The 21,021-nt window shown below is 68.2% G+C and carries 21 protein-coding genes; 7 read left to right on the forward strand and 14 right to left on the reverse strand.

The features are described from left to right. Positions 1 to 87: 87 nt before the first annotated feature. Positions 88 to 1,566 (reverse strand): carboxyl transferase domain-containing protein, encoded by a 1,479-nt coding sequence (locus tag FHR72_RS11515; protein ID WP_183468097.1) that lies wholly within the window; start codon positions 1,564 to 1,566, stop codon positions 88 to 90. 26 nt (positions 1,567 to 1,592) lie between these two features. Between FHR72_RS11515 and FHR72_RS11520 the strand changes: the two genes are divergently transcribed. The 7 genes from FHR72_RS11520 to FHR72_RS26750 all read left to right on the forward strand — a co-directional run bounded on the left by FHR72_RS11520 (position 1,593) and on the right by FHR72_RS26750 (position 9,749). Then, on the forward strand, positions 1,593 to 2,327 hold the full coding sequence (locus tag FHR72_RS11520; protein WP_183468098.1) for an enoyl-CoA hydratase: 735 nt from the start codon (positions 1,593 to 1,595) through the stop codon (positions 2,325 to 2,327). Beyond that, positions 2,327 to 3,445 carry an MBL fold metallo-hydrolase gene (locus FHR72_RS11525; protein ID WP_183468099.1) on the forward strand — a complete coding sequence of 373 codons (1,119 nt, stop codon included), beginning with the start codon at positions 2,327 to 2,329 and terminating at the stop codon, positions 3,443 to 3,445. Before FHR72_RS11520 ends, FHR72_RS11525 begins: the two co-directional genes overlap by 1 nt. Positions 3,446 to 3,472: 27 nt before the next feature. Beyond that, positions 3,473 to 5,065: a serine hydrolase gene (locus tag FHR72_RS11530; protein ID WP_183468100.1), complete on the forward strand. Its 1,593-nt coding sequence runs from the start codon at positions 3,473 to 3,475 to the stop codon at positions 5,063 to 5,065. A gap of 8 nt (positions 5,066 to 5,073) precedes the next feature. Beyond that, positions 5,074 to 7,476, forward strand: coding sequence for an HAD-IC family P-type ATPase (locus tag FHR72_RS11535; protein ID WP_396888429.1), 2,403 nt, complete (start codon positions 5,074 to 5,076; stop codon positions 7,474 to 7,476). A 10-nt stretch (positions 7,477 to 7,486) separates the two neighbouring features. Next, a complete protein-coding gene (locus FHR72_RS11540; RefSeq protein ID WP_183468102.1) occupies positions 7,487 to 7,777 on the forward strand; it encodes an antitoxin in 291 nt (96 codons plus the stop codon). Positions 7,778 to 7,791: 14 nt separating this feature from the next. Continuing rightward, entirely contained in the window at positions 7,792 to 8,223 is a 432-nt protein-coding gene (locus FHR72_RS11545; protein WP_183468103.1) for a type II toxin-antitoxin system Rv0910 family toxin, read from the forward strand. Between the two features lie 191 nt (positions 8,224 to 8,414). Then, the gene (locus FHR72_RS26750; protein WP_183468104.1) at positions 8,415 to 9,749 is read left to right on the forward strand and encodes a hypothetical protein; all 1,335 of its coding nucleotides are present in this window, start codon (positions 8,415 to 8,417) and stop codon (positions 9,747 to 9,749) included. A gap of 212 nt (positions 9,750 to 9,961) precedes the next feature. Here the strand turns inward: FHR72_RS26750 and FHR72_RS11555 are convergent, their stop codons facing one another. The 13 genes from FHR72_RS11555 to FHR72_RS11610 are packed head-to-tail and all read right to left on the reverse strand — an operon-like array spanning position 9,962 to position 20,982. Next, a complete protein-coding gene (locus tag FHR72_RS11555; protein WP_183468105.1) occupies positions 9,962 to 10,624 on the reverse strand; it encodes an NAD(P)H-binding protein in 663 nt (220 codons plus the stop codon). A gap of 5 nt (positions 10,625 to 10,629) precedes the next feature. Next, positions 10,630 to 11,193 (reverse strand): isomerase, encoded by a 564-nt coding sequence (locus FHR72_RS11560; protein ID WP_183468106.1) that lies wholly within the window; start codon positions 11,191 to 11,193, stop codon positions 10,630 to 10,632. Continuing rightward, positions 11,190 to 12,419, reverse strand: coding sequence for a cytochrome P450 (locus FHR72_RS11565; RefSeq protein WP_183468107.1), 1,230 nt, complete (start codon positions 12,417 to 12,419; stop codon positions 11,190 to 11,192). Before FHR72_RS11565 ends, FHR72_RS11560 begins: the two co-directional genes overlap by 4 nt. Beyond that, on the reverse strand, positions 12,416 to 13,570 hold the full coding sequence (locus FHR72_RS11570) for a cytochrome P450 (RefSeq protein ID WP_183468108.1): 1,155 nt from the start codon (positions 13,568 to 13,570) through the stop codon (positions 12,416 to 12,418). Before FHR72_RS11570 ends, FHR72_RS11565 begins: the two co-directional genes overlap by 4 nt. Continuing rightward, positions 13,567 to 13,920 (reverse strand): hypothetical protein, encoded by a 354-nt coding sequence (locus FHR72_RS11575; protein ID WP_221193461.1) that lies wholly within the window; start codon positions 13,918 to 13,920, stop codon positions 13,567 to 13,569. The genes FHR72_RS11570 and FHR72_RS11575 overlap by 4 nt, the downstream gene beginning before the upstream one ends. Positions 13,921 to 13,979: 59 nt before the next feature. After that, positions 13,980 to 15,038, reverse strand: a complete 1,059-nt coding sequence (locus tag FHR72_RS11580; protein ID WP_183468109.1) for an NAD(P)H-dependent amine dehydrogenase family protein — start codon at positions 15,036 to 15,038, stop codon at positions 13,980 to 13,982. A gap of 10 nt (positions 15,039 to 15,048) precedes the next feature. Then, positions 15,049 to 16,107: an NAD(P)H-dependent amine dehydrogenase family protein gene (locus FHR72_RS11585; RefSeq protein ID WP_183468110.1), complete on the reverse strand. Its 1,059-nt coding sequence runs from the start codon at positions 16,105 to 16,107 to the stop codon at positions 15,049 to 15,051. After that, positions 16,104 to 17,339, reverse strand: a complete 1,236-nt coding sequence (locus FHR72_RS11590; protein WP_183468111.1) for a cytochrome P450 — start codon at positions 17,337 to 17,339, stop codon at positions 16,104 to 16,106. Before FHR72_RS11590 ends, FHR72_RS11585 begins: the two co-directional genes overlap by 4 nt. After that, positions 17,336 to 17,746, reverse strand: a complete 411-nt coding sequence (locus FHR72_RS11595) for a hypothetical protein (RefSeq protein WP_183468112.1) — start codon at positions 17,744 to 17,746, stop codon at positions 17,336 to 17,338. The genes FHR72_RS11590 and FHR72_RS11595 overlap by 4 nt, the downstream gene beginning before the upstream one ends. 11 nt (positions 17,747 to 17,757) lie before the next feature. Continuing rightward, positions 17,758 to 18,516, reverse strand: coding sequence for a hypothetical protein (locus FHR72_RS11600; protein WP_396888430.1), 759 nt, complete (start codon positions 18,514 to 18,516; stop codon positions 17,758 to 17,760). Continuing rightward, positions 18,513 to 18,644 carry a hypothetical protein gene (locus FHR72_RS26540; RefSeq protein WP_260155985.1) on the reverse strand — a complete coding sequence of 44 codons (132 nt, stop codon included), beginning with the start codon at positions 18,642 to 18,644 and terminating at the stop codon, positions 18,513 to 18,515. The genes FHR72_RS11600 and FHR72_RS26540 overlap by 4 nt, the downstream gene beginning before the upstream one ends. Before the next feature lie 14 nt (positions 18,645 to 18,658). After that, positions 18,659 to 19,453, reverse strand: a complete 795-nt coding sequence (locus FHR72_RS11605; protein WP_183468113.1) for a CbbQ/NirQ/NorQ/GpvN family protein — start codon at positions 19,451 to 19,453, stop codon at positions 18,659 to 18,661. Next, on the reverse strand, positions 19,450 to 20,982 hold the full coding sequence (locus tag FHR72_RS11610; RefSeq protein ID WP_183468114.1) for a nitric oxide reductase activation protein NorD: 1,533 nt from the start codon (positions 20,980 to 20,982) through the stop codon (positions 19,450 to 19,452). The genes FHR72_RS11605 and FHR72_RS11610 overlap by 4 nt, the downstream gene beginning before the upstream one ends. Positions 20,983 to 21,021: the final 39 nt, after the last annotated feature.

Raw genomic sequence — 21,021 nt, forward strand, 5'->3', positions numbered from 1 at the left:
GCAGCCAGGTGGCCGGGCCGGAAACGGCCCGGCCACCTGCTGTGCGCGCGTACTGCTCGGCGGTGAACGGACGCCTTCCGGCCGAATTCAGTTCTGGGGCAGGCCGATACGGTGATAGCGCTCGAAGCGTGCGGCGAGCCGCTGTTCGTCGGGCACCGACCTCAGCCGGTGCAGCTCCGCGGCGATGGTCACCGACAGCCGCTCGGTGAACGCCCGCGGTTCGTCGGCGGCGTCGGGATGTTCGGGCACCACGGTGTCGACGATGCCGGCGCGGAGCAGATCGGCCGACCGGACCCCCTGCGCCGCAGCCAGTTCCGGCGCGTGCTCGACGTCCCGGTAGACGATCGCGCTCGCCCCCTCCGGCGGCAGCGGCGCGAGCCAACCGTGCAGCGCTGCGAGCACGCGGTCGGCGGGCACCATCGCCAGCGCCGGGCCGCCGCTGCCCTGGCCCATCAGCACGGACACGGTCGGGGTGTCGAGGGTGACGAGGTCGGCCAGACACCGCGCGATCTCGCCCGCGAGACCACCCTCCTCGGCTTCGGTCGACAGTGCCGGGCCGGCGGTGTCGATCACGAGAACCAGTGGCAGCTTCAGGCTCGCCGCCAGCGCCATGCCGCGCCGGGCCTCGCGCAGCGCCGCCGGACCCACCAGGCCGCCCACCACGCGCTGCTGTCCGAGGACCACGGCCGGTTGGCCGCCGAAGCGGGCCAGTGCCAGCAGCATGGTGGCCGCCTCGCCCTGCCCGGTTCCCGACAGCAGCACGCGTTCGGTGGCGCCGTGTCGCAGCAGCGAGCTGACGCCTGGGCGGTCGGGCCGGCGTGAGATCTCGACCGAATCCCACGCCGGGACGTCCGGCAACACCCCGGGGTCCGGCATCTCCGGAGGCTCGCCCGGGGCATCCGCCACCACCTTGAGCGTGCGATCGAGGGTCGCCCGCAGCACGTCCAGCGGGACCACCGCGTCGATCACACCGTGGCGTTGCAGGTTCTCGGCGGTCTGGACGCCGGCCGGGAACGGTTCGCCGTACAGGTGCTCGTAGACTCGCGGACCCAGGAAGCCGATCAGGGCGCCGGGTTCGGCGGCCGTGACGTGGCCCAGCGAGCCCCAGGAGGCGAAGACCCCTCCGGTGGTCGGGTGCCGCAGGTACACGAGGTAGGGCAGATGCGCCTTCTTGTGGAGCTCGACGGCGGCCGCGATCTTCACCATCTGCAGGAACGCGACAGTGCCCTCCTGCATGCGGGTGCCGCCGGAGCTCGGCGACGCCAGCAGCGGGAGACCCTCGCTCGTGGCGCGACGAACCGCGGCAACGATCCGTTCGGCGGCCGCGACCCCGATCGACCCCGCCAGGAAGTCGAACTCGCAGGCCACCAGCGCGACGCGGCGGCCCAGCACCCTTCCCTCGCCGGTCAGGACCGATTCGTCCAGGCCCGTCGCGGCGTGCGCGGCGTCGAGTTCCTGGCGGTATTCGGCCGACGTGGCCACGCCCAGGGGAGGGTCGTCCCAGCTCACGAACGACCCCTCGTCCAGGAGGGCGTCGCGCAGATCGAGGGCGCGGATCCGGCTCACAGGGAAAGGCTAATAGTCTGGTGGCCATGATTGGAGTGACCCGCGACGGCCACGTGATGACACTGGAGCTGCAGCGCCCCGAACGGCGCAACGCGCTCAACGCCGAACTCGTGGACGGCCTGCGTGAGGCGATCGAAAAGGCTGCGGCCGAAGACGTGCGCGCCATCGTCCTGACCGGGGCCGGGCATGTGTTCAGTTCGGGCGCCGATCTGTCCGGCGGTCAGGGCGTCGCCGACGAGCTGCCCGACAAGGCCAGAGCACTGAACCTGGCCATCGACAGGGCGCCGCTACCGGTGATCGGTGCGGTCAACGGCCCGGCCATCGGCGCCGGGGTCATCCTGTCGATGATCTGCGACCTGCGTGTCGTCGCGCCGGAGGCGTACTTTCAGTTCCCGGTCGCCAAATACGGTATCGCGCTGGACAATTGGAGTATCCGTAGGTTGACGTCACTGGTCGGGGCGGGCCGTGCCAGGGGCATGCTGCTGGGTGCCGAACGGCTCACCGCCGAGGTTGCACTGCAGACCGGCATGGCCAACAGGATCGGCACTCTGGCCGACGCTCAGGCGTGGGCGCAGGAGCTCGCCGGCTATGCCCCGCTGGCGTTGCAGCACGCCAAGCGCGTCCTCAACGACGACGGCGCCTATGAGGATCCGTGGCCGGCACATCAGGAACTGTTCGACAGGGCGTGGTCGAGCGAGGACATCATCGAGGCTCAGGTGGCGCGCATCGAGAAGCGCCCGCCGAGGTTCAAGGGGGCCTGATGGTGGTGCGCACAGCACTCCGATTCGGATTCGGCACGACGTCGCTGCTGGCCGGAGGATGGGTGCTGCGCGCCCTGCACGGCACCCCGGCGTCCCTGGGCGCCACGCCCGCCGAGATCGCCCCGGTGGCACGCCGCTCTCCGCACTACAAGGAGGGCAAGTTCGTCAATCTCGAGCCCTCCTCGTCGGGCCTGCCGGCTGACCGGGATCTGCAGCTCATGCTTCTGCGTGACCTCGCCAACGCCGGGTCGGCGGGCAAGCCGCCCGGACCCATCCCGCTGAAGGACCCGCCCGAGGTGGACCCGACGCCGGCCGCGGCTGCGGCCAGCTGGTACGGCCACTCCAGCGCGCTGATCGAGGTCGACGGCTACCGCGTGCTGGCCGACCCCGTGTGGAGCGAGCGCTGTTCGCCGTCCCGCGCGGTGGGCCCGCAGCGGATGCATGACGTGCCGCTGCTGCTCGAAGCGCTGCCTGCCGTCGACGCCGTCGTCATCAGCCACGACCACTACGACCACCTCGACATCGACACCATCGTGGCGCTCGCCCGCACCCAGCGAGCGCCGTTCGTGGTGCCGCTCGGCATCGGCGTGCACCTGCGCAAGTGGGGCATCCCGAAGTCCCGCATCGTCGAGCTGGACTGGCACGAGGCCCACCGGATCGGCGACCTGACCCTGGTGTGCACGCCGGCGCGGCACTTCTCCGGCCGCCTGTTCTCCCGCGATTCGACGCTGTGGTCGTCCTGGGTCATCACCGGGCCCACCCATAAGGCGTTCTTCGGCGGGGACACCGGGTACACCGCGAGCTTCGCCGACATCGGCGCCCGACACGGGCCGTTCGATCTGACGCTGCTGCCGATCGGGGCCTACCACCCGGCGTTCTCCGACATCCACATGAATCCCGAGGAGGCGGTCCGCGCCCACCTCGACCTCGCCGACCCGGACACCAGCCTGATGGTGCCGATCCACTGGGCCACGTTCCGTCTGGCGCCCCACCCGTGGGCCGAACCGGTGGAACGTCTCGTCGCCGCGGCCGAAGGCGACCGGGTCCGACTGGCCGTCCCGATCCCCGGCGAGCGTGTGGTCCCGGGGTCGACATTCGAACCCTGGTGGCGCCTCTAGACCCGGTCGACGGGATACCGTCTGGGCATGAACCCACCGGCCCGTGTGGCCGCCCTCGCCCTGACGGTCGCAGTCCTGGCCGGCTGCGGTGCGAACAGCTCAGAACCCGCCGCGTCGAGCCCCCCACCCGCAGCGGCCTCCGACGTCCCGCCGCCGCTCGTCCCGGCGATGGCACTGCCGGAGAACGCGGTCGACAACGCGGTGGCCGAACTCGACGGCATGGTCGGCGATCTGATGGACAGGACCGGGATCCCCGGCATGGCCGTCGCTGTGGTCCATGCCGGAAAAACGGTGTATGCGAAAGGCTTCGGGGTCAAGAACAACGAACTGCCGGACAGTCCCGAGAACAGGGTCGACGCCGACACCGTGTTTCAGCTCGCGTCGCTGTCCAAGCCGGTCAGCGCCACGGTGGTGGCCACGCTGGTGGGCCGCAAGGAGGTCAGCTGGGACACCCCGGTCACCTCTCGGCTGCCGTGGTTCGCGCTCTCGGATCCGGCGACGACCCGGATGCTCACGGTCGGTGACCTGTTCTCTCACCGCTCCGGATTGCCCGACCATGCCGGTGATCAGCTCGAAGATCTGGGCTTCGACCGCAGGCAGGTGCTGGAGCGACTTCGTCAGCTCCCGCTCGATGAGTTCCGAACTTCGTACGCCTACACCAACTTCGGCCTCACCGCCGGCGCCGAGGCGGTGGCCGCCGGGACGGGCAAGAGCTGGGAGGACCTGGCCGCCGACACTCTGTTCCGTCCCCTCGGGATGGACGCGACGAGCTATCGGTTCAGCGACTACGAAACCCGGCCGGACCGGGCGGTGGGGCACATCCACATCGACGGCCGCTACGAGCCGCGGTACGTGCGGGACGCGCAGGCGCAGTCGCCCGCAGGCGGGGTGAGCTCGTCGCTCAACGACATGACGACGTGGATGACGATGCTGCTGGCCGACGGTCAGCACCACGGCACACCTCTGATCGCCCCGGAGGCGCTGCTCCCGGCGATCACTCCGCAGGTGGTGTCCTCCCGCGGCACCGAGCCGGCGATGCGGTCGGGGTTCTACGGTTACGGCTTCAACGTCGGGACGACATCGGGCGCCCGCACGGAGCTCAGCCATTCCGGCGCCTTCGAACTCGGGGCCGCCACCAACGTCGTCGTGCTGCCGTCCGCCGATGTTGCGATCATCGCGCTCACCAACGCCACGCCGGCGGGTGTCCCCGAGACCCTGACCGCCCAATTCGCCGACCTGGTGCAGTTCGGAGAGGTTCGCGAGGACTGGTTTGCGTTGTACAACCACGCCTTCACCGAGATGGAGAAACCCGTGGGCAGCCTGGCGGGCAGGCAACGGCCCGCAGCCGCGACACCCCCGGCGGCCCTGGCGTCCTACGTCGGTGTCTACAACAACGCCTACTGGGGCCCGGCGACGGTCACCGAGCGTGACGGGCGCCTCGAGGTGGCACTCGGCCCCCGCGGACGTTTCGCACTGCAACCGTGGGACGGCAACGTGTTCACGTTCCCGCTGTCCTCCGAGAACGCCCCTCCGGGAACGGTTTCGGCGGCGACATTCGACGGCGGGAAGCTGACCCTCGAGTACTTCGACGACGAGGGCGAAGGGGCGTTCGTCAAGTGAGTCCAGCCGTGGGTCTCGCCACCGGGCTCTCCGACGCCGAGGTCGCACAGCGCGTCGCCGAGGGCAAGACCAACGACGTCCCCGCCCGCGCCGCCCGGAGCGTGTCCGACATCATCCGCGGCAACGTGTTCACCCGCATCAACGCGATACTCGGTGTGCTGCTGGTCATCGTGCTCTCGACCGGATCGCTGATCAACGGCGCCTTCGGCCTGCTGATCATCGCCAACAGCGCCATCGGCATCATCCAGGAGCTGCGGGCCAAGCAGACCCTGGACAAGCTCGCCATCGTGGGGCAGACGAAACCGTTGGTGCGCAGGCAGTCCGGGACTGCTCCGCTGGCCCCGAGCGAGGTCGTGCTCGACGACGTCATCGAGCTGGGCCCCGGGGACCAGATCGTGGTGGACGGCGAGATCCTCGAGGACTCCAACCTCGAGGTCGATGAATCGCTGCTGACCGGGGAAGCCGATCCGATCGTCAAAGGCATGGGCGATCACGTGATGTCGGGCAGCTTCGTCGTCGCCGGTGCGGGCGCCTACCGTGCGACCAAAGTGGGACGCGAGGCGTACGCCGCGAAGCTGGCCGAGGAGGCTAGCAAGTTCACGCTGGTGAAATCGGAGCTGCGCAGCGGGATCAACAGGATCCTGCAGTTCATCACCTACCTGCTGGTGCCCGCCGGCGCGCTCATCATCTACACCCAACTGTTCACGACCGACGCGGGCTGGCGGGAGTCGGTGCTGCGCATGGTCGGCGCACTGGTGCCGATGGTGCCCGAGGGGCTGGTGCTGATGACCTCGATCGCGTTCGCGGTCGGGGTGGTGCGGTTGGGTCGCAAGCAGTGTCTGGTCAACGAGCTGCCGGCCATCGAGGGGCTCGCCCGCGTCGACGTCGTCTGCGCCGACAAGACGGGCACCCTCACCGAGAACGGGATGAGGGTCAGTGATCTGAAGCAGGTGGACCCGCCGACCGCGGCCGGTCGGGTGGCGGCGGTGACCGAAGTCCTGGCGCAGCTCGCCGCCGACGATGCGCGCCCCAACGCCAGCATGGCCGCGATCGCCGAGGCCTATCCCACGCCGCCCGGCTGGACGGCCACGGCCTGCGCGCCGTTCAAGTCGGCGACAAAATGGAGCGGCACGTCCTACGGGGATCACGGCAACTGGGTGATCGGCGCCCCCGACGTGCTCCTCGACCCCACCTCGCCCGTCGCCGAGGAGGCCGAGCGGATCGGGGCGCAGGGTCTGCGGGTGCTGTTGCTGGGCTCCGGCGACCGCCCGGTCGACGACCCCGCGGCTCCGGGCACGGTGACGCCGGCCGCGCTGGTCGTGCTCGAACAGAGGGTCCGGCCCGACGCCCGCCAGACCCTCGAATACTTTGCCTCGCAGCATGTCTCCATCAAGGTGATCTCCGGTGACAACGCCGTGTCGGTGGGGGCGGTAGCCGGCTCGCTGGGCCTTGCCGGCGAGACGATGGATGCGCGAAGGCTGCCCGAGCAGCCCGAGGCGCTGGCCGAGACGCTGGAGGAATGCACGACCTTCGGCAGGGTGCGACCCGATCAGAAGCGTGCGATGGTGCACGCGCTGCAGTCCCACGGCCACACGGTGGCGATGACCGGGGACGGCGTCAACGACGTCCTCGCCCTCAAGGACGCCGACATCGGGGTCGCCATGGGTTCGGGCAGCTCCGCCTCGCGCGCCGTCGCGCAGATCGTGCTGTTGGACAACCGATTCGCCACGCTGCCCTACGTCGTCGGCGAGGGCCGCCGCGTCATCGGCAACATCGAGCGGGTCTCGAACCTCTTCCTGACCAAGACCGTCTACTCGGTGCTGCTCGCCGTGTTGGTCGGGGTGGCCGGACTGTCGGCGAAGATCTTCGGCACCGATCCGCTGCTGTTCCCGTTCCAGCCCATTCACGTCACCATCGCGGCGTGGTTCACGATCGGCATTCCGGCGTTCATCCTGTCGCTGGCACCGAACAATGAGCGTGCGCACACCGGCTTCGTACGCCGGGTCATGACGTCGGCACTGCCGTCGGGTCTCGTCGTGGGCGTCGCGACGTTCACCTCCTATCTGTTGGCCTACCAGGGTCGCGCCGCCACCGAGACGGAGCAGACACAGGCCTCGACCGCGGCGCTGATCACCCTGCTGGTCTGCGCGGTGTGGGTCCTGGCCGTTGTTGCGCGTCCGTACGAATGGTGGCGGGTGGTGCTCGTCGCATTCTCGGGGCTGGCCTACGTCGTCATCTTCAGCATCCCGGCCGCTCGCGACCTGTTCATCCTGGACCCGTCGAACGTGACCACCACCGCCACGGCGCTCGGCATCGGCCTCGCCGGCGCTGCCGCGATCGAGGCGATCTGGTGGGTGCAGGGCCGTGTGCTGGGCGAACGGCGCAGATTGTGGCGCCTGCGAGATGGGTAGGGTTGAACCCATGGGATTCCTCGACAAGGCCAAAGACCTCCTCGGTAAGAACGCCGACAAAGTCGACACGGTGATCAACAAGGCCGGCGATCTGGTCGACAAGAAGACGCAGGGCAAGTACGCCTCCACGGTCGACAAGGTCCAGCAGGCAGCCAAGAAGGCCGTGCAGGACAACGCCGGCGCGTCGGGGCACGTGCCGCCGGGACAGCAGTCCGGGCAGGTCCCGCCGCCGCAGCCGCCGCCGACGCAACCGCCCGTACCGCCGCAGCAACAGCCGCCGACCGCCCCTCCGACGTCGTAGGCTAACTTCGCCGCATGGCGAAGTTGTCCGTGTCGATCGACGTACCGCTCCCGCCCGAGAAGGCATGGGAGAGCGCGTCAGATCTCTCGCGCTACAAGGAATGGCTGTCGATCCACCGGGTGTGGCGCTCGAAGCTGCCGGAAACCATCGAGAAGGGCACCGAACTCGACTCCATCGTCGAGGTCAAAGGCATGCCGAACCGGATGCACTGGACCGTCGTGCACTACAGGCCGCCGGAGTCCATGACGCTCAACGGCGACGGCAAGGGCGGGGTGAAGGTCAAGCTCATGGGCAAGATCAAACCCAGCGGGGAGGGCTCCACCGTGACCTTCGACGTCCACCTCGGTGGCCCCGCGTTGTTCGGCCCGATCGGCATGGTGGTCGCGTCCGCGCTCAAGAGCGACATCCAGGAGTCGCTGAAGCGCTTCAAGGCGGTCTTTTCCTGACGGCTCGGCGGTCTTACGCGGTGCGGCGTCGGGATGCTCTCGCAAAGACAGGTAGTCGACTACCTCAGCTACTGCCCCCTCCGCAGTCCACGCTGGTTACTGCCATTTGAACAGGTAACCAGCCAGACGGGGGCTTCACCATGGCGTCCAGCCGACACATCAATTCCGCTTCACCCGCGCAACGATTCCCGGTGCGCCGTTTCCTCGCGACGGGGATCGGCGGCGCGGCAGTCGTCGGCGCCGGACTGTTCATGGGGGCCGGCGTCGCGGCCGCGGCTCCGGATACGAAGCCGTCGTCGGACGCCCAGCTGTGGTGGTATCTCCAGGACGGCGGCCCCGCGGAGAGACACGATGCGGCGATTCTGGCGGACGTCGACTACCGGCGTGCCTGCGGGCTGATCTGCAACGGCGCGGACGGCACCGCGCTGAATCCGAACGGTCAGGCCGGCGGCATCCTGTTCGGCAACGGCGGCAACGGCTTCAGCGGCGGCGGGGCGGTCGCGGGATCCGGGGGTAACGGCGGGCTTTTCGGCGGCAACGGCGGTGCAGGCGGCGAGGGTACCGCGCTGGGGACGAAGGGTGGCGACGGCGGCCACGCCGGCATGTTCGGTAACGGGGGCGCCGGCGGCGCGGGCGGCGCGACCGCCGCGGGCGGCGCGGGCGGCGACGGTGGGTTCGTCTTCGGCAACGGCGGTGCGGGCGGACGCGGCGGCGACGGTGTGGCAGGCAGCGACGGGATCAATCCGCAGGACAGTGGGACACGAGCCGAGGACGGCGAGGAGCAGACCGGTGAAGCCGGCGAAAACGGCGGCGTCACCGCCGAAGGCGAAGGGATCGGTGGCGGCAACGGCGCAGAGGGAACCCCGACCGGCTTCTGCGAGGCGACCTGCACGGCAGACGATGGCGGCCGCGGCGGTGACGGCGGGCCCGGCGCACCCGGCGGGAACGGCGGACAAGGCGCAGGTGCGATATCGCCCGTCGACGGCGTCGTTGCCACGGGCGGCGACGGCGGCAGGGGTGGTGACGGAGGAACCGGAGCCGACGGTGGTGACGGCGGAAAGGGCGGATTCGGAGCGAGTCCCACCAGCGGCATCGGCGGCACGGGCGGCGACGGCGGCGACGGCGGCTCGGGGGCCTCGGGTCAAGCCGGTGGTGCGGGCGGCCAGGGCGGAAAGGGAGGTAACGGCGGGCTTTTCGGCGGTAACAGCGGCAACGGAGGCAACGGGGGCCACGGCGGTCGGGGAGGTGACGGGGACGACGGCGGTGACGGCGGCAACGGCGGCGACGGCGCTGACTACGTCGGGACAGACGGAAAAGCCGGTAACGGAGGTGCAGGGGGTGCTGCAGGCGCTGCCGGTAAGGGAGGTGCCGGCGGCGCAGGTGGCAAGGGCGGCGAGTCGGGCGAACGCGGCAACCGCGGCAACCGGGGCAATGACGGCAGCACCGGCATCGGCGGGGCTACGGGTTCCGCCGGCACCGCGGGCACAGCGGGCACGCCCGGACGAGACGTCTCCGGCGAGGTCTGAACCGAGCGCCGCGCCCTGTGGATCTTGTTGCAAAGACAGGTAGTCCACTACCCCAGCTCATGGCTTCAGGGGATCCCATGCTGGTCAGAGGAATCTCGTCTGACCGACTTCACCGAACTGGGGGACCACTGACCATGCCATCGACACACGCCGACGCCTCTCGGCGCATCCCGGTTCGGCAGCGCCCTAACGGTGAACTCTAGGGCTGGTCGCTAGAGCACGAAAGACGCCAGCGCGGCGTCGATCTCGGTGTCGCCGGAGATGACGTCGAACGTCGTGCCCGCGGTCTGCGGTGCATCCAGCACGGCGACCAGCACGCCGGCGACGTCAGCGCGCGGGACGCTGCCGCGACCGGTGTGTTCGGCGATCGTCACCTTGCCCGTGGCATCGTCGTCGGTCAGCTGACCTGGCCGCACGATCGTCACGAGAAGCTCGGCGCGCGAACGGATCGCGTCGTCGGCGGCACCCTTGGCGCGCAGGTAGGTGACGAAGACGTCCTCGTCGGGTTCGACGGGAATGTCGGCATCGGCCCCCATCGCCGAGACCATGACGTAGCGCTGAACACCGGCCGCCTCGGCGGCGTCGGCCAGCAGGATCGCGGCGTCGCGGTCGACGGTCTCCTTGCGGGCGGCCCCGCTGCCCGGCCCGGCTCCCGCGGCGAAGATGACCGCGTCGGCTCCCCGCAGATGGGTCGACACGACGCCGTTGGTGGTGTTCTCCAGGTCGACCACGATCGGCTCGGCGCCCGCGACGCGCACTTCGTCGGCGTGGTCGGGGTTGCGGATGAGCCCGGCCACCGAGTCGCCGCGGGCCGAGAGCAGCCGTTCGGTGATCAGTGCGATCTTGCCGTGCCCTCCGGCGATGACGACCCGCATGCGGCCTACTTTCTCCGGCGCCGAACCAGCTTCGCGAACTCTACTGTCGAGCGGCGCACCGATTCGAACTCGAGCGACACCAACAATGTATCCACCATCGCGAACGGAAGCGTGGTGGCGACGGCGCCGCGCCCGTATTCGAGGTGCCATGACCCGGGGTGGATGGTCAGCCCGCGGGCGTGGCCTCGCTCGAGGCATGTGCGCTCGCCGGGGAGCAGCGGCGGCAGCGCGCCCGTGTCGTCGGACTCCAGGTCGTAGGAGTCGATCTGCCCCGCGAGGAGGAACTTGTGGATGTCGACGTGTTTGTATCGTCCCGAGAAACCGTGTGTGCCGGTGGGGGATCCGAAGATCACGACGTACTCACGCGGACTGAAGTAGAGGAAGCGGACCTTGCCGAGGACGCCGCCGGCCTTGCTGCCGACCCAACGCCCCGGCCCGGGGTCGATCTGATCGGGGTATTCGGCGGCGAGCAATTCGACGGTGCGGGGGATGAGCTCGCCGTCCACCGGCAAGCCGACCACCTGCTTGGCCACGCCGTGCAGCACGTCGGGATCGATCCTGTACTTCATCGGTCGAACTCCAGGGGGAGACTGGTCGGTCCGCTGAGCCCGAGCAGAGGCTTCCACGGCACGGGGCCGGCGGTGCGCGGGTTGAGCAAGCGTACCGAGAGGATCTTCAACGCCTCGGCGAGCTCCAGCCTCGCCAGATTCGCGCCGAGGCAGTAGTGCACGCCGCCGCCGAAAGTCAGGATGGGCGGCGGGTCGCCTCGGGTGATGTCGAAGCGGGTCGGATCGTCGTACACGCTGTCGTCCCGGTTGGCCGCGTACGTGTTGACGACGATGAATGTGCCTGCGGGAAAGGTGTATTCCCCGATCTCGACATCGTCGGTGACGCTGCGCACGGTGCTGCACATCGACGGGGAGTGACGCATCGTCTCCTCGACGGCGCGCATCGCCAGCTCCGGGTGCTCGCGCAGCACTGTCCACTGTCGCGGGTGTTCGCACAGCACCTGCATGGATGCCGCAAGCTGACTGCGGGTGGTGTCGGTGCCGGCGACCAGGACCGAGAACGCCAGCATGCGCAACTCGGCGGCATCGAGACGATCCCCGCCGTCCTCGATCCGGATCAGATCGGACAATAGATCGTCGGTCAGGTTCTGACGTCGGTCCTCGATCATGCCGTCGATGTAGTCGTCGAATTCGCCCCATGCCTTCAGGACGACGGGCGCTTCCTCGGCGAGATTGCAGTCGAAGCTGACGATCTTGAAGATGTCCTCGGCCCATCTCGAGAACTTCTGCCAGTCCTGGCGTGGCGCACCGAGCAGCGCGCAGATGATCGGGATCGGGTAGGGCCGCGCGACATCGTCGACGAACTCGCAGCGGCCCGCGTCCTGGACCGCGTCGAGGAGCTCGTTGACCACCGTGTGGATCGCAGCGTGCATGCGTGCCGTCGCACGCGGAGTGAACGCCCGCGACACCAGGCTGCGCAGCCGGCGGTGCTCGGCGCCCTCCATGTTGAGGATGCTGTGAGTAACCCTGTCCCACAACGGTCCTGATGTGATCCCGTGAGCCGAGAGGTGGATGCCGGGCGGAATGACGAATCGAGGATCGCGCAAGACGGCGCGGGCCATCTCGTAGGACAGCACCTCCGGGCCGATCGGTCCGAGCGCCACGGGCGCGATCTGTTGGGCCGCGCGGAACTGCGGGTAGATCTGCTGGGGGCTGTCGGAGAAACCGTAGTCCAGCGTCGGGAGGCCGGCGTCGAACACGCTCGGCTTCGCCGTGGGCGCGGTCACGACAGGACCAGCGGCAGCGTCGGCAGCGTGCATGTCGCTGACGGCCAGATGATTTCGGGAACGTAGCCGGGCGCGAGGTTGAACTCCGGGATGCGGGCCAGCCATTCGCCGACGACGAGCTTGAGCTCCATGCGGGCCAGATGCGAGCCGAGACAGCGGTGCGGACCGCCACCGAAACCCCAGTGTCTGTGCAGCTTTCCGTCAAGCACGAAGTCGTCGCCGGAGTGGTCGTCGGTGCCGTCGCGGTTGATCGCGCCGAGGCAGAGCCGCACCTCCGCACCCTCGGGCAGCTCGACACCGGCGACGGTGACAGGCCGCGTCGTGACCCGGCCGACGATCGGCGCCGCCGGTTCGAGTCGAATCATCTCTTCGACGAAACCCGTAACGCCGTCGGGGTTCTCGATGAGCGAGGCCCGCAGTCGGGGTCGGCGGGCGAGCTCCAGCAAGGTCGTGCCGATGGTGGACGTGACGGTGTCGAGTCCGGCGAGGACGAAGACAAGGGACAGTCCGACGGCCTCGTTATCGGTCAGCGGGTCGTCACCGTGGAGCACCTGCGACAGAACGCCTTCGCGGGGCTGGTTCCGTTGCTGGGCAATGGCTTCGGTGAGGTAGGTGTACAACTCGACAGCGGGGGTGAGGTCGACGCTGGAGGGGTCGGTGGTCAGACTGAACGCGATGATCGCGTCCTTCCATGCGATGAGCCGTTCGCGGTCCTCGAGGGGAAGCCCGAACAGCGTCAGGAACACCTGAGACGGGTACGGGGTGGCCAGCTCGGCCATCACCTCGCAGGTGTCGTGCCGGGCGATCGCCTCGACGATGTCGATGGCCTGGGCCTGCAACGACGGCATCAGGGCGCCCAGCGTCTGGGGACTGAAGAACGGGTGCAGGATGTGGCGGTAACGGGTGTGCTCGGGCGGGTCGAACCCCAACGGCACCAACGGCACTGGGCTGATCATGTCGTCGTAGGCGATCTGCGACGAGAAGACCTCCGGATTGCGCAACGCGGCGAGGACGTCCTCGCGGCGGGTGAGGTAGTACCAGCCGTCGCCGTAGAGGACGGGGCCGAGGTCGCGCAGTGTCGACCACCCGATGCCGCGGTCGGCGGCCATGGGCAGGTCGCTGTACAGCACGTGGGGCAGGGTGCTGGTCATGTGATGTTGGTGGAGAGCAAGGTCAGGGGGAGGGCCAGCACGGACAGGTCGATCTCGTCGAGATAGGAGCCGTCCCCGGAAAAGCTCTGCCGGAACCTGGTCGATGACCCGTACCGGTCGGCCACCGCTTCGGCTGCCGCAGCGTCGGGGACTCGCACCACCACGGTGTAGATGCCATCGCCGTGTAGGTCCAGGAACTCGTTCACCGACGCCGCGACCGATGCGGTCGAGCCCGGCACGGGGCTGATCAGTTCGATCCCGCGGTCCCAGTCGAGCTGGACGTGCACCCCGAGCTCGGTGAGTTCGGCCGCGTTGAAGGAGAATCCGAGATCGGTGAACATCTGCGTCATCGCGGCCTGCCGCTCGTGCGCGACCGCGAACACGACGTGGTGCAGCTTGGCTTCATCACTCACGGGCGCACCAGCCCACGCGGCCGAACCAGGCCGAGGTCGAGATGGTGGTGCCAGCCTGCCGGTGCGTCGCAGACATCCGGGATCGCGTTGATGGCGCCCATGGCCGTCCAGTCGTATCCCGGATGGGCCATGGTCCCGTCGGGCTGCCGGACACCTTTGAGGGTCAGCTCCGTGGGTGGGTCACCCTCCATGACGATCTCGTAGCGCGTCTCACCCCAGTCCCAGGCCGGTTCGAGATGCTCGGGGCCCGCCGTCACGTAGATCGCGTGGAAGACGATCAGCGGCTGCCCGCCGACCCACGCGGTCCACTCGTGGCGCTGCGCCGCGACCGTCCCCTTCGGGATCGCGCCCTCGTCGTGCGGGATGTCCTGCACCGCGGTCGCCACGTCGACCTCCGCGGCGGTGATCTCCTCGATGGTCACGCCGAGACCGTCGGCGACCATGTACATCGACTGGGCGAAGAACGGCAGACCGAGCCCGAGGATCGTCGGCTCGGTGAGGAACGTGTCCTTGTCTTTACCGAAGCCCATCCAGTCGATGTGGTCCATCGGCGCGTCCTTGAGGACATCGACGACCTCGTATACCTGGATCGTGTCGATCCTGTTCATCACCCGCGCCAGCGTGAGTGGCAGGAGGTCGCCGGCGTAGCCGGGGTGGATGCCGCCGCCGTGGAAGGACGTTCCGCCGTCGGCGCAGGCGACCCGGATCTGCTCGCCGGGTTCGCGGAAGTGTTCAGACGGGTGGAAGAAACCCGACGTCGTCACGACGTTCTTGCCGGAACGCAGGAGCCTGCAGACGGTTTCGACGTCCATGATGATCGGTGTGTAGAACACACAGTCGGCATCGAGCGCGACGATCGCGTCGACGTCGTCGGTGGCGGTGACACCGATCGGGCCGATGCCCGCGATGTCGCCGGCGTCCTTGCCGGCCTTGTCCTTGCTGTGGACCAGGACGCCGACGAGGTCGAACACCGGGTTCGAGGCGAAGTGTCTGATGCCGACCTGCCCGACATCACCCGTCATCCACTGGATGACCCGGTACGTGCGTTGTGACATGGGGGATCTCCTAGGCCGAGGCGGTGCGGAGGACACCGCGGGGGAGCAGTAGCGGCAGGTCAGCGTAGGTGGCGATGCCCGGCGCGGCGGCGACAACAGCCGGAATCGCGGCGATCGCGGGCATGGCGGTGATGGTCAGTCCGAGCATGATGAAATCGTCGAGCGTCTCGGCCACGAAGTCGGCCGGCGGCGCGAAGCTCAGTGTGCTCGTGATCGTCGGCCGACCCTCGACGGTGACGGTGTAGCCGAAGGACGTCGACCACGCCGGCTCCAGCGCCTGACCTTTCGTCCAGATGCCGCGGATTTCGATGACGTCGCGACCGCCGAGGACGCCGATCCAGCGGACGTCGATGCCGGCGACGCAGCCGGCCCCGATGGTCCAGTCGCCCGGCAGCGAAAGGTCTTCGGTGGTCTGGGCGTACTCGGCCTCGCACCGCACGTCGTCGAGTTCGACGCCGAGGGCATCCGCGACCAGGAGCACCGCCTCCCGGAAGATCCCCGAGCCCTTCTCGGTGACCGCGTGCAGGTCGGGATGGTCGATGGGGTAGCCGAACCCCATGGGGATCTCAGTGGCCGGGGAGTTGTAGATCGTGGTGTCGAACGACTCGACGATGGAGATCCGATCCACCTGGTCGGAGATGCCGGCGGTGACGACGGCGAACAACTGGATGAAGCCGGGATTGATGCCGCTGCCGAAAATGGTTGCGCCACCGCGTGTGCAGGCGTCGGCGACGCGGTCACGGTCAGCGCCCAGGCCGTGCCCGGTGATGAACTCGGAGGTGGTCACCACGTTGATGCCGGCGCCGAGGATCCGCACCAGCTCGTCGACGTCGGCGAACATCGGGTTGTAGACCACGCAGTCGGGCTGCAGCGCCAGCAGCGCGTCGACGTCATCGGTCGCGGTCACGCCGAGGGGGGCGATCCCGCAGAGCTCACCGACGTCGCGGCCCACCTTCTCGGGCGACCAGGCGTAGCACCCGACGAGCTCGAGGTCGGAGTTCGCGACGACGGCGTGCACCGACTTCGTCCCGACGTTGCCGGTCGTCCACTGCACGATCCGCAAGGTCATGCGCCGGACACCGGACCAGGGGTGAAAGTCACCGGGACCGAACGGAACCCGCGGGTGACGGAGTTGCCGTGGAACACGGCGCCGGTACCGGCGTCGAGGACGAAGTCGGGCAGGCGGTCGAGTACCTGCTCCACCGCGACCTGAAACTCCAGACGGGCCAGGTTCGAGCCGAGGCACCTGTGCACACCGGCACCGAAACCGAGGTGGCGGTTCTCCCGGCGATCGAGAACGCAGCGGTCGGCGTCGGGGAATATCTCCGAGTCGCGGTTGGCCGACGCGTAGTTGACCACTACGGATTCCCCGGGGCAGAACGTATGTCCGCTGAGCTCGACGTCGGTGGTGACCGTCCGAGGGATGCCATGGATCGACCCGGCGTAGCGGATGAACTCCTCGACGGCGCGGGGAACGATCTCGGGGTCAGCGATGAGACGATCCCGTTCGTCAGGCTTCGTGCCGAGGTAGTGGAACGCGAAGGACATTGCGCTTGCCGTCGTTTCGAGCCCGGCCTGCACCAGCAGCATCGCGTTGGACACGACGTCGCCGAACGTGAGCTTCTCGCCGTCGATCTCCGCAGAGAGCAGGACATCGATCATGTCGTCGCGAGGCGGCTGCTCCATGCGTGCGGTCACCGCGTCGGCGAGATGTTGGTACAGGCCACCCCACGCGCCCATTCGGGCTTCCTCGGTCACGCCGTTGAGTGCGGTATCGGTCAACTCGACGCACAGGGGCACGTCTTCGATCGGCATGCCGAGCAGATATTTGAAGAACACGATCCCGGGTTGCCGCCAGGCGACCTGGGCAAGGTCGCCGCTGCCCGCCTCGATGAAATCGTCGATGAGCCGGTCGGTTTCATCCTTGATCTGGGGGCGCAGCGCCTTCATCCGGGCCGGGGAGAAGTACGGGTTGAGTACCTTGCGGAACTTCTGCTGCCGCGGCGGGTCCAGTGTGATGACGAGATCTCCGGCGAGTTGCTCGGCGCCCTCCGGCGTCGGATTGCTGGAGAAGTGCTCCCAGTCCTGCAGGATCCGGTAGCACTCCGCGTACCGCGTCGCGACCCAGGCTCCGCCCGGTGTAGCAGTGAGGAACGGGGTGTCGGTGTGCGCGAACGGCGCTTTGTCGCGCATCACCGAGTAGACGTCATACAGGAACTCGTTGTCGTTGAAATCCGGATGACGCAGATCCCAGTTGTCGGCGTGCCGTTCGGGGGTCTGGGGCGCGGGAGTCTGGGTCACGGCGCCGCCTGCTGTTCGGCGGCCTGGCGGGCTTCGCGTTCGTCGTGGATCTTCACGAGCTCACGCCAGCCGATGCGGTTGTACTTCGGGACGGGCTGGATGCCCCAGTCGTCCTGCGCGGTGTCCTTGCCCGCGGCGCCTTCTGGTGGCCCGAGCGCCGGGTACGGCACCTGGCATTCCAGCGCATCGTCAGAGTAGCGGACCTTCAACAGCTCACTGCAGATCTCGGTGAGGCTCAGCGTCGGGTAGCCGTAGTAGACCGCCATGAACGGCAGCGTGAACGCGCCTTCGATGACGAGGGCGACCAGACACACGAGCACCGCACGCTTGATGTAGCGGTGCATCCGCGCGTAGTACGGCGTCGTGCCGGGGGGCAGGTCGTCGGTCTTCTCTTCAGTGCTCGTCACGGTGATACTCCTTAATCCGAGAAGATTTCGCGGTTCACGGTGTGCAGATACGGGATTGCGAGGAACGGGGTGATGTAGAAGATGTCGTAGAGCCACCACCCGATGACCGGGAACACGACACCCGCGTATCGCACGTCGGCGTACATCGTCATGTTGAACACGTAGAGGCACCAGATGAGCACACCCATCCAGCAGGTGATGATCATCCACTGGTGGCCCCAGCGCTTCATCTGCAGGAATCCGATCGCCGCGGCGCACCGCATCGCGAAGACCGTCAGGATCATCCCGAACACCATGGACTTCTCGCCCGGTCCGGCGGCACCCCCGATCCACGCCTCGTTGTAGTGCCAGAAATAGCCGGCGTCGAACATGCCGCCCCAGCCGACCATCAACACCCGGTTGATCAGCGTGTGGTTGGCGACCAGGTCGAGGGACCAACCGAGGCTGTTGAGCATGCCGTCGATCAGCGTCAGGTAGCCGATGAGCGTCACGATCATCGGGCGGACGGAATACCCGGCGCGCAGTGCCTCGCGTTGCAGCCACACCCCGCGCATGAAGATCGGGAATCCGATCAGCCCAGGCGCCCAGCAGCCCATCAGGCCCGCGCCGACGATCATCCATTTGTCGGCCCGTCGCTGTGCGAGGCGGGACTGTTCGTGGTGTTCTTCGAGATTGACCGAACCTTCGACGGGGACGCCGGCTGTGACCTTTCCGCCCGCCCGCCCGCCGACCTTGCTCCCCGACTTCCGGTTCAGCAGAGGAAGGTTCACAGCTCCCACCAGCCGCGGGCGAACGACATATAGAGCTGAATGCAGAACATCGTGAATAGGTAGCCGTAGATGACGACCTGCAGGATGATGAGCGCCTTCTTACGCTTCTTCTCTTTCTGATCCACCATGACGGCGTCCTTCCCTAGATGCTTGAGCTGTCGGCGTCAGCGAGGCTGGCGGCGGCCACCTCGCGGAGTCCTTCGGTGATGGCGCCGTCGCTCGACAGGGGCGCGAGGACACAGGCCTCGGCGGCTTCCAGTTCCGTTGCACCGGCGGTGATCAGGTGTGCCGCTGTGACGAGCACCCGTGTCGAGGGCGGCTCGAAGTGGAAGGCCTGGTCCGCAGTGCGGATCGCGGTGGCGCAATGCACCAGCCGCTGGGCGGACGCGAACGCGACGCCCGATTCGGCGACGATGACCGCGGCTTCGCGCTCCGGTGGCAGGTAGTGCATCGGCAGCGTGACGAACCGCTGCCGGAACGACGGCTTGAGTTCCTTCAGCGAACTGCGGTAGGCCGGGTTGTAGGAGCAGACAAGCATGAACGTCTCCGGTGCGGTGACGACTTCGCCGGCACGGTCCAGATACAAGGTGCGGCGGTGATCGGTGAGGGAGTGCAGGACGGCAAGGGAGTCGTGTCGTGCCTCGACGACCTCGTCGAGATAGCAGATCGCGCCGGCCTTGACCGCGCGGGTGAGCGGGCCGTCGGTCCACACGACGTCCCCGCCGGTGACCATGAACCGTCCGACGAGGTCGGAGCTGGTCAGGTCGTCGTGACAGCTGATGGTGATGACGGGCCGCTGCAGCAGGGTGCCCATGTGCTCGACGAGCCGGGTCTTGCCGCAGCCGGTCGGGCCGGTGAGCATCACGGGCAAGTGCTGGCGGTAGGCCTGCTCGAACAGCCGGACCTCGTTGCCGTTGGCCGAGTAGTTGTCTGTCACGCTGATACCAGCTCTCTGTGGACGTGTGCGAGCACGCGGGGAAGCTCTTCCACGCGGCGGATACGCTGAGACCTTTTGGGGCCGAACACCTCCGGCAGCGGGTCGACGCGGGTGGGTCCGACCCCGACGTAGTACATGGCGACGCCGGCATCGTTGGCTTCTTCCACGGCGTGCGCCGCGTCGGCCCAGGCGTAGCGGCCCTCGTAGCCCTCGTCGGAGATCAGGCCGTCACCGATGACGATCAGCAGCCGCCTTTCGGACGGCTGCGCCAGCAGCCGGCTCGTGAGATGTCGCAGGGGCGCACCGAGTCTGGTGTAGCCCCCGGTCGACAGGCCGAGGCTGCCGGGCGGGACGAAACGGCGTTCCTCGAAATCTTTGAGGCAACTGACTTCCACGCGGTGGCGGGTGTTGCCGGTGAAGGTGAAGATGCCGTGCCGCTCCCGGGCCGAGGTCATCGCGCGTGACAGGGCGTCGGCGCACGACAGCTCGAGTGTGAAGATCGCGCCACCGTGCACGCCGAGCGACGAACTGCCGTCAAGCAGCACCGCGGTGGTGACGTCGCGGCTGCTGGGCAGCAGTTCGCGGAAGAGTCGCGGCTCGACGGCTTCACCCGTCGTCAGATCGAGGTAGTGATTGACATACTCGTCGACGTCGAGATCGGATCCGTCTTCGAGACGGTTCTTCATCGCACGATGGGTGTTCTGCTCGAACCACTTCCGGACGTCCACGGCCACGGCGCCGGGTGGGCGGTCGCGGCTGCTGTGCGCGTGTTCGAGCACAGCGACGTGGCCTGGCATGAAGCTTTCCGTCCACGCGTTCCACTCCGGGTACGGGATGCCGGGCCTGTGGTCGGGCGTGATGTCGAGATCGTTGTCCTGGGGCCTGCTCGGCGGCGGCAGGTTCGGATTGCGCACTCCGCCATCGCCGCCTGCGGGCATGGAATGGGCGTTGGGCATGCGCTTCTGTGCGGTGGTCCACGGCAGGCGCCCGAAGGATCGACGCAGCTTGTCGGTCAGACCCTGTGGGGCGACGTACGACTTCGGCAGAGCGCCCAGCAGCGGGTCGAGGTGGAGCGGCTGTGACGTGCGGGCGAGCGCGACGGCGCGGCTGATCATCTCTTTGCCGTCGGTGTCGGCGTCTGCAGGTTCGAGCTCCGGGAGCACCCGGCGGAGTTCAGGGACGAGGCCGGGCCAGTTCTGTGTCACCCAGCCCAGCGCCACAGAGCCTTCGACCAGCGCCAGCGCCACCAGTTCGCGAACCGACAATTCGTTGAGCCGGTAGTCGAGTATCCGGTCCTTGGACGGCGAGCACTGCAGCGCGATGCCGCAGGTGACGGTGCGTCGGGTCCAATCCCGTTGGGGCAGTGGGTGAGGGACGTGGACGACGTCGAGCAGCGAACTCAGACCGAAGCCGCGGTGCTGGCCGCTGACCAGGCGTGCGCCGGACCGGCGGTGACCACTGAGCGCCACGGCGGTCAGCGCGCAGCTGCGCTCTGTCGCCAGGGCGTGGGTATCGGAGAGTTCGGACATCGTCTGCGTGGAACCTCAGAAGGTGCCGATGTTGGAGAA

Source organism: Mycolicibacterium iranicum (assembly GCF_014190915.1).
Taxonomy (GTDB): Bacteria; Actinomycetota; Actinomycetes; order Mycobacteriales; family Mycobacteriaceae; genus Mycobacterium; species Mycobacterium iranicum_B.

What these genes read in the sequence shown, in the direction of transcription:
- FHR72_RS11555 (WP_183468105.1), bottom strand. Translation starts at nt 10,624, where the DNA reads ATGCGGGTCGTCATCGCCGGAGGGCACGGCAAGATCGCACTGATCACC.
- FHR72_RS11560 (WP_183468106.1), bottom strand. Translation starts at nt 11,193, where the DNA reads ATGAAGTACAGGATCGATCCCGACGTGCTGCACGGCGTGGCCAAGCAG.
- FHR72_RS11525 (WP_183468099.1), top strand. Translation starts at nt 2,327, where the DNA reads ATGGTGGTGCGCACAGCACTCCGATTCGGATTCGGCACGACGTCGCTG.
- FHR72_RS11530 (WP_183468100.1), top strand. Translation starts at nt 3,473, where the DNA reads ATGAACCCACCGGCCCGTGTGGCCGCCCTCGCCCTGACGGTCGCAGTC.
- FHR72_RS11520 (WP_183468098.1), top strand. Translation starts at nt 1,593, where the DNA reads ATGATTGGAGTGACCCGCGACGGCCACGTGATGACACTGGAGCTGCAG.
- FHR72_RS11585 (WP_183468110.1), bottom strand. Translation starts at nt 16,107, where the DNA reads ATGACCTTGCGGATCGTGCAGTGGACGACCGGCAACGTCGGGACGAAG.
- FHR72_RS11545 (WP_183468103.1), top strand. Translation starts at nt 7,792, where the DNA reads ATGGCGAAGTTGTCCGTGTCGATCGACGTACCGCTCCCGCCCGAGAAG.
- FHR72_RS11610 (WP_183468114.1), bottom strand. Translation starts at nt 20,982, where the DNA reads ATGTCCGAACTCTCCGATACCCACGCCCTGGCGACAGAGCGCAGCTGC.
- FHR72_RS11580 (WP_183468109.1), bottom strand. Translation starts at nt 15,038, where the DNA reads ATGTCACAACGCACGTACCGGGTCATCCAGTGGATGACGGGTGATGTC.
- FHR72_RS11575 (WP_221193461.1), bottom strand. Translation starts at nt 13,920, where the DNA reads ATGACGCAGATGTTCACCGATCTCGGATTCTCCTTCAACGCGGCCGAA.
- FHR72_RS11570 (WP_183468108.1), bottom strand. Translation starts at nt 13,570, where the DNA reads ATGACCAGCACCCTGCCCCACGTGCTGTACAGCGACCTGCCCATGGCC.
- FHR72_RS11540 (WP_183468102.1), top strand. Translation starts at nt 7,487, where the DNA reads ATGGGATTCCTCGACAAGGCCAAAGACCTCCTCGGTAAGAACGCCGAC.
- FHR72_RS26540 (WP_260155985.1), bottom strand. Translation starts at nt 18,644, where the DNA reads ATGGTGGATCAGAAAGAGAAGAAGCGTAAGAAGGCGCTCATCATCCTG.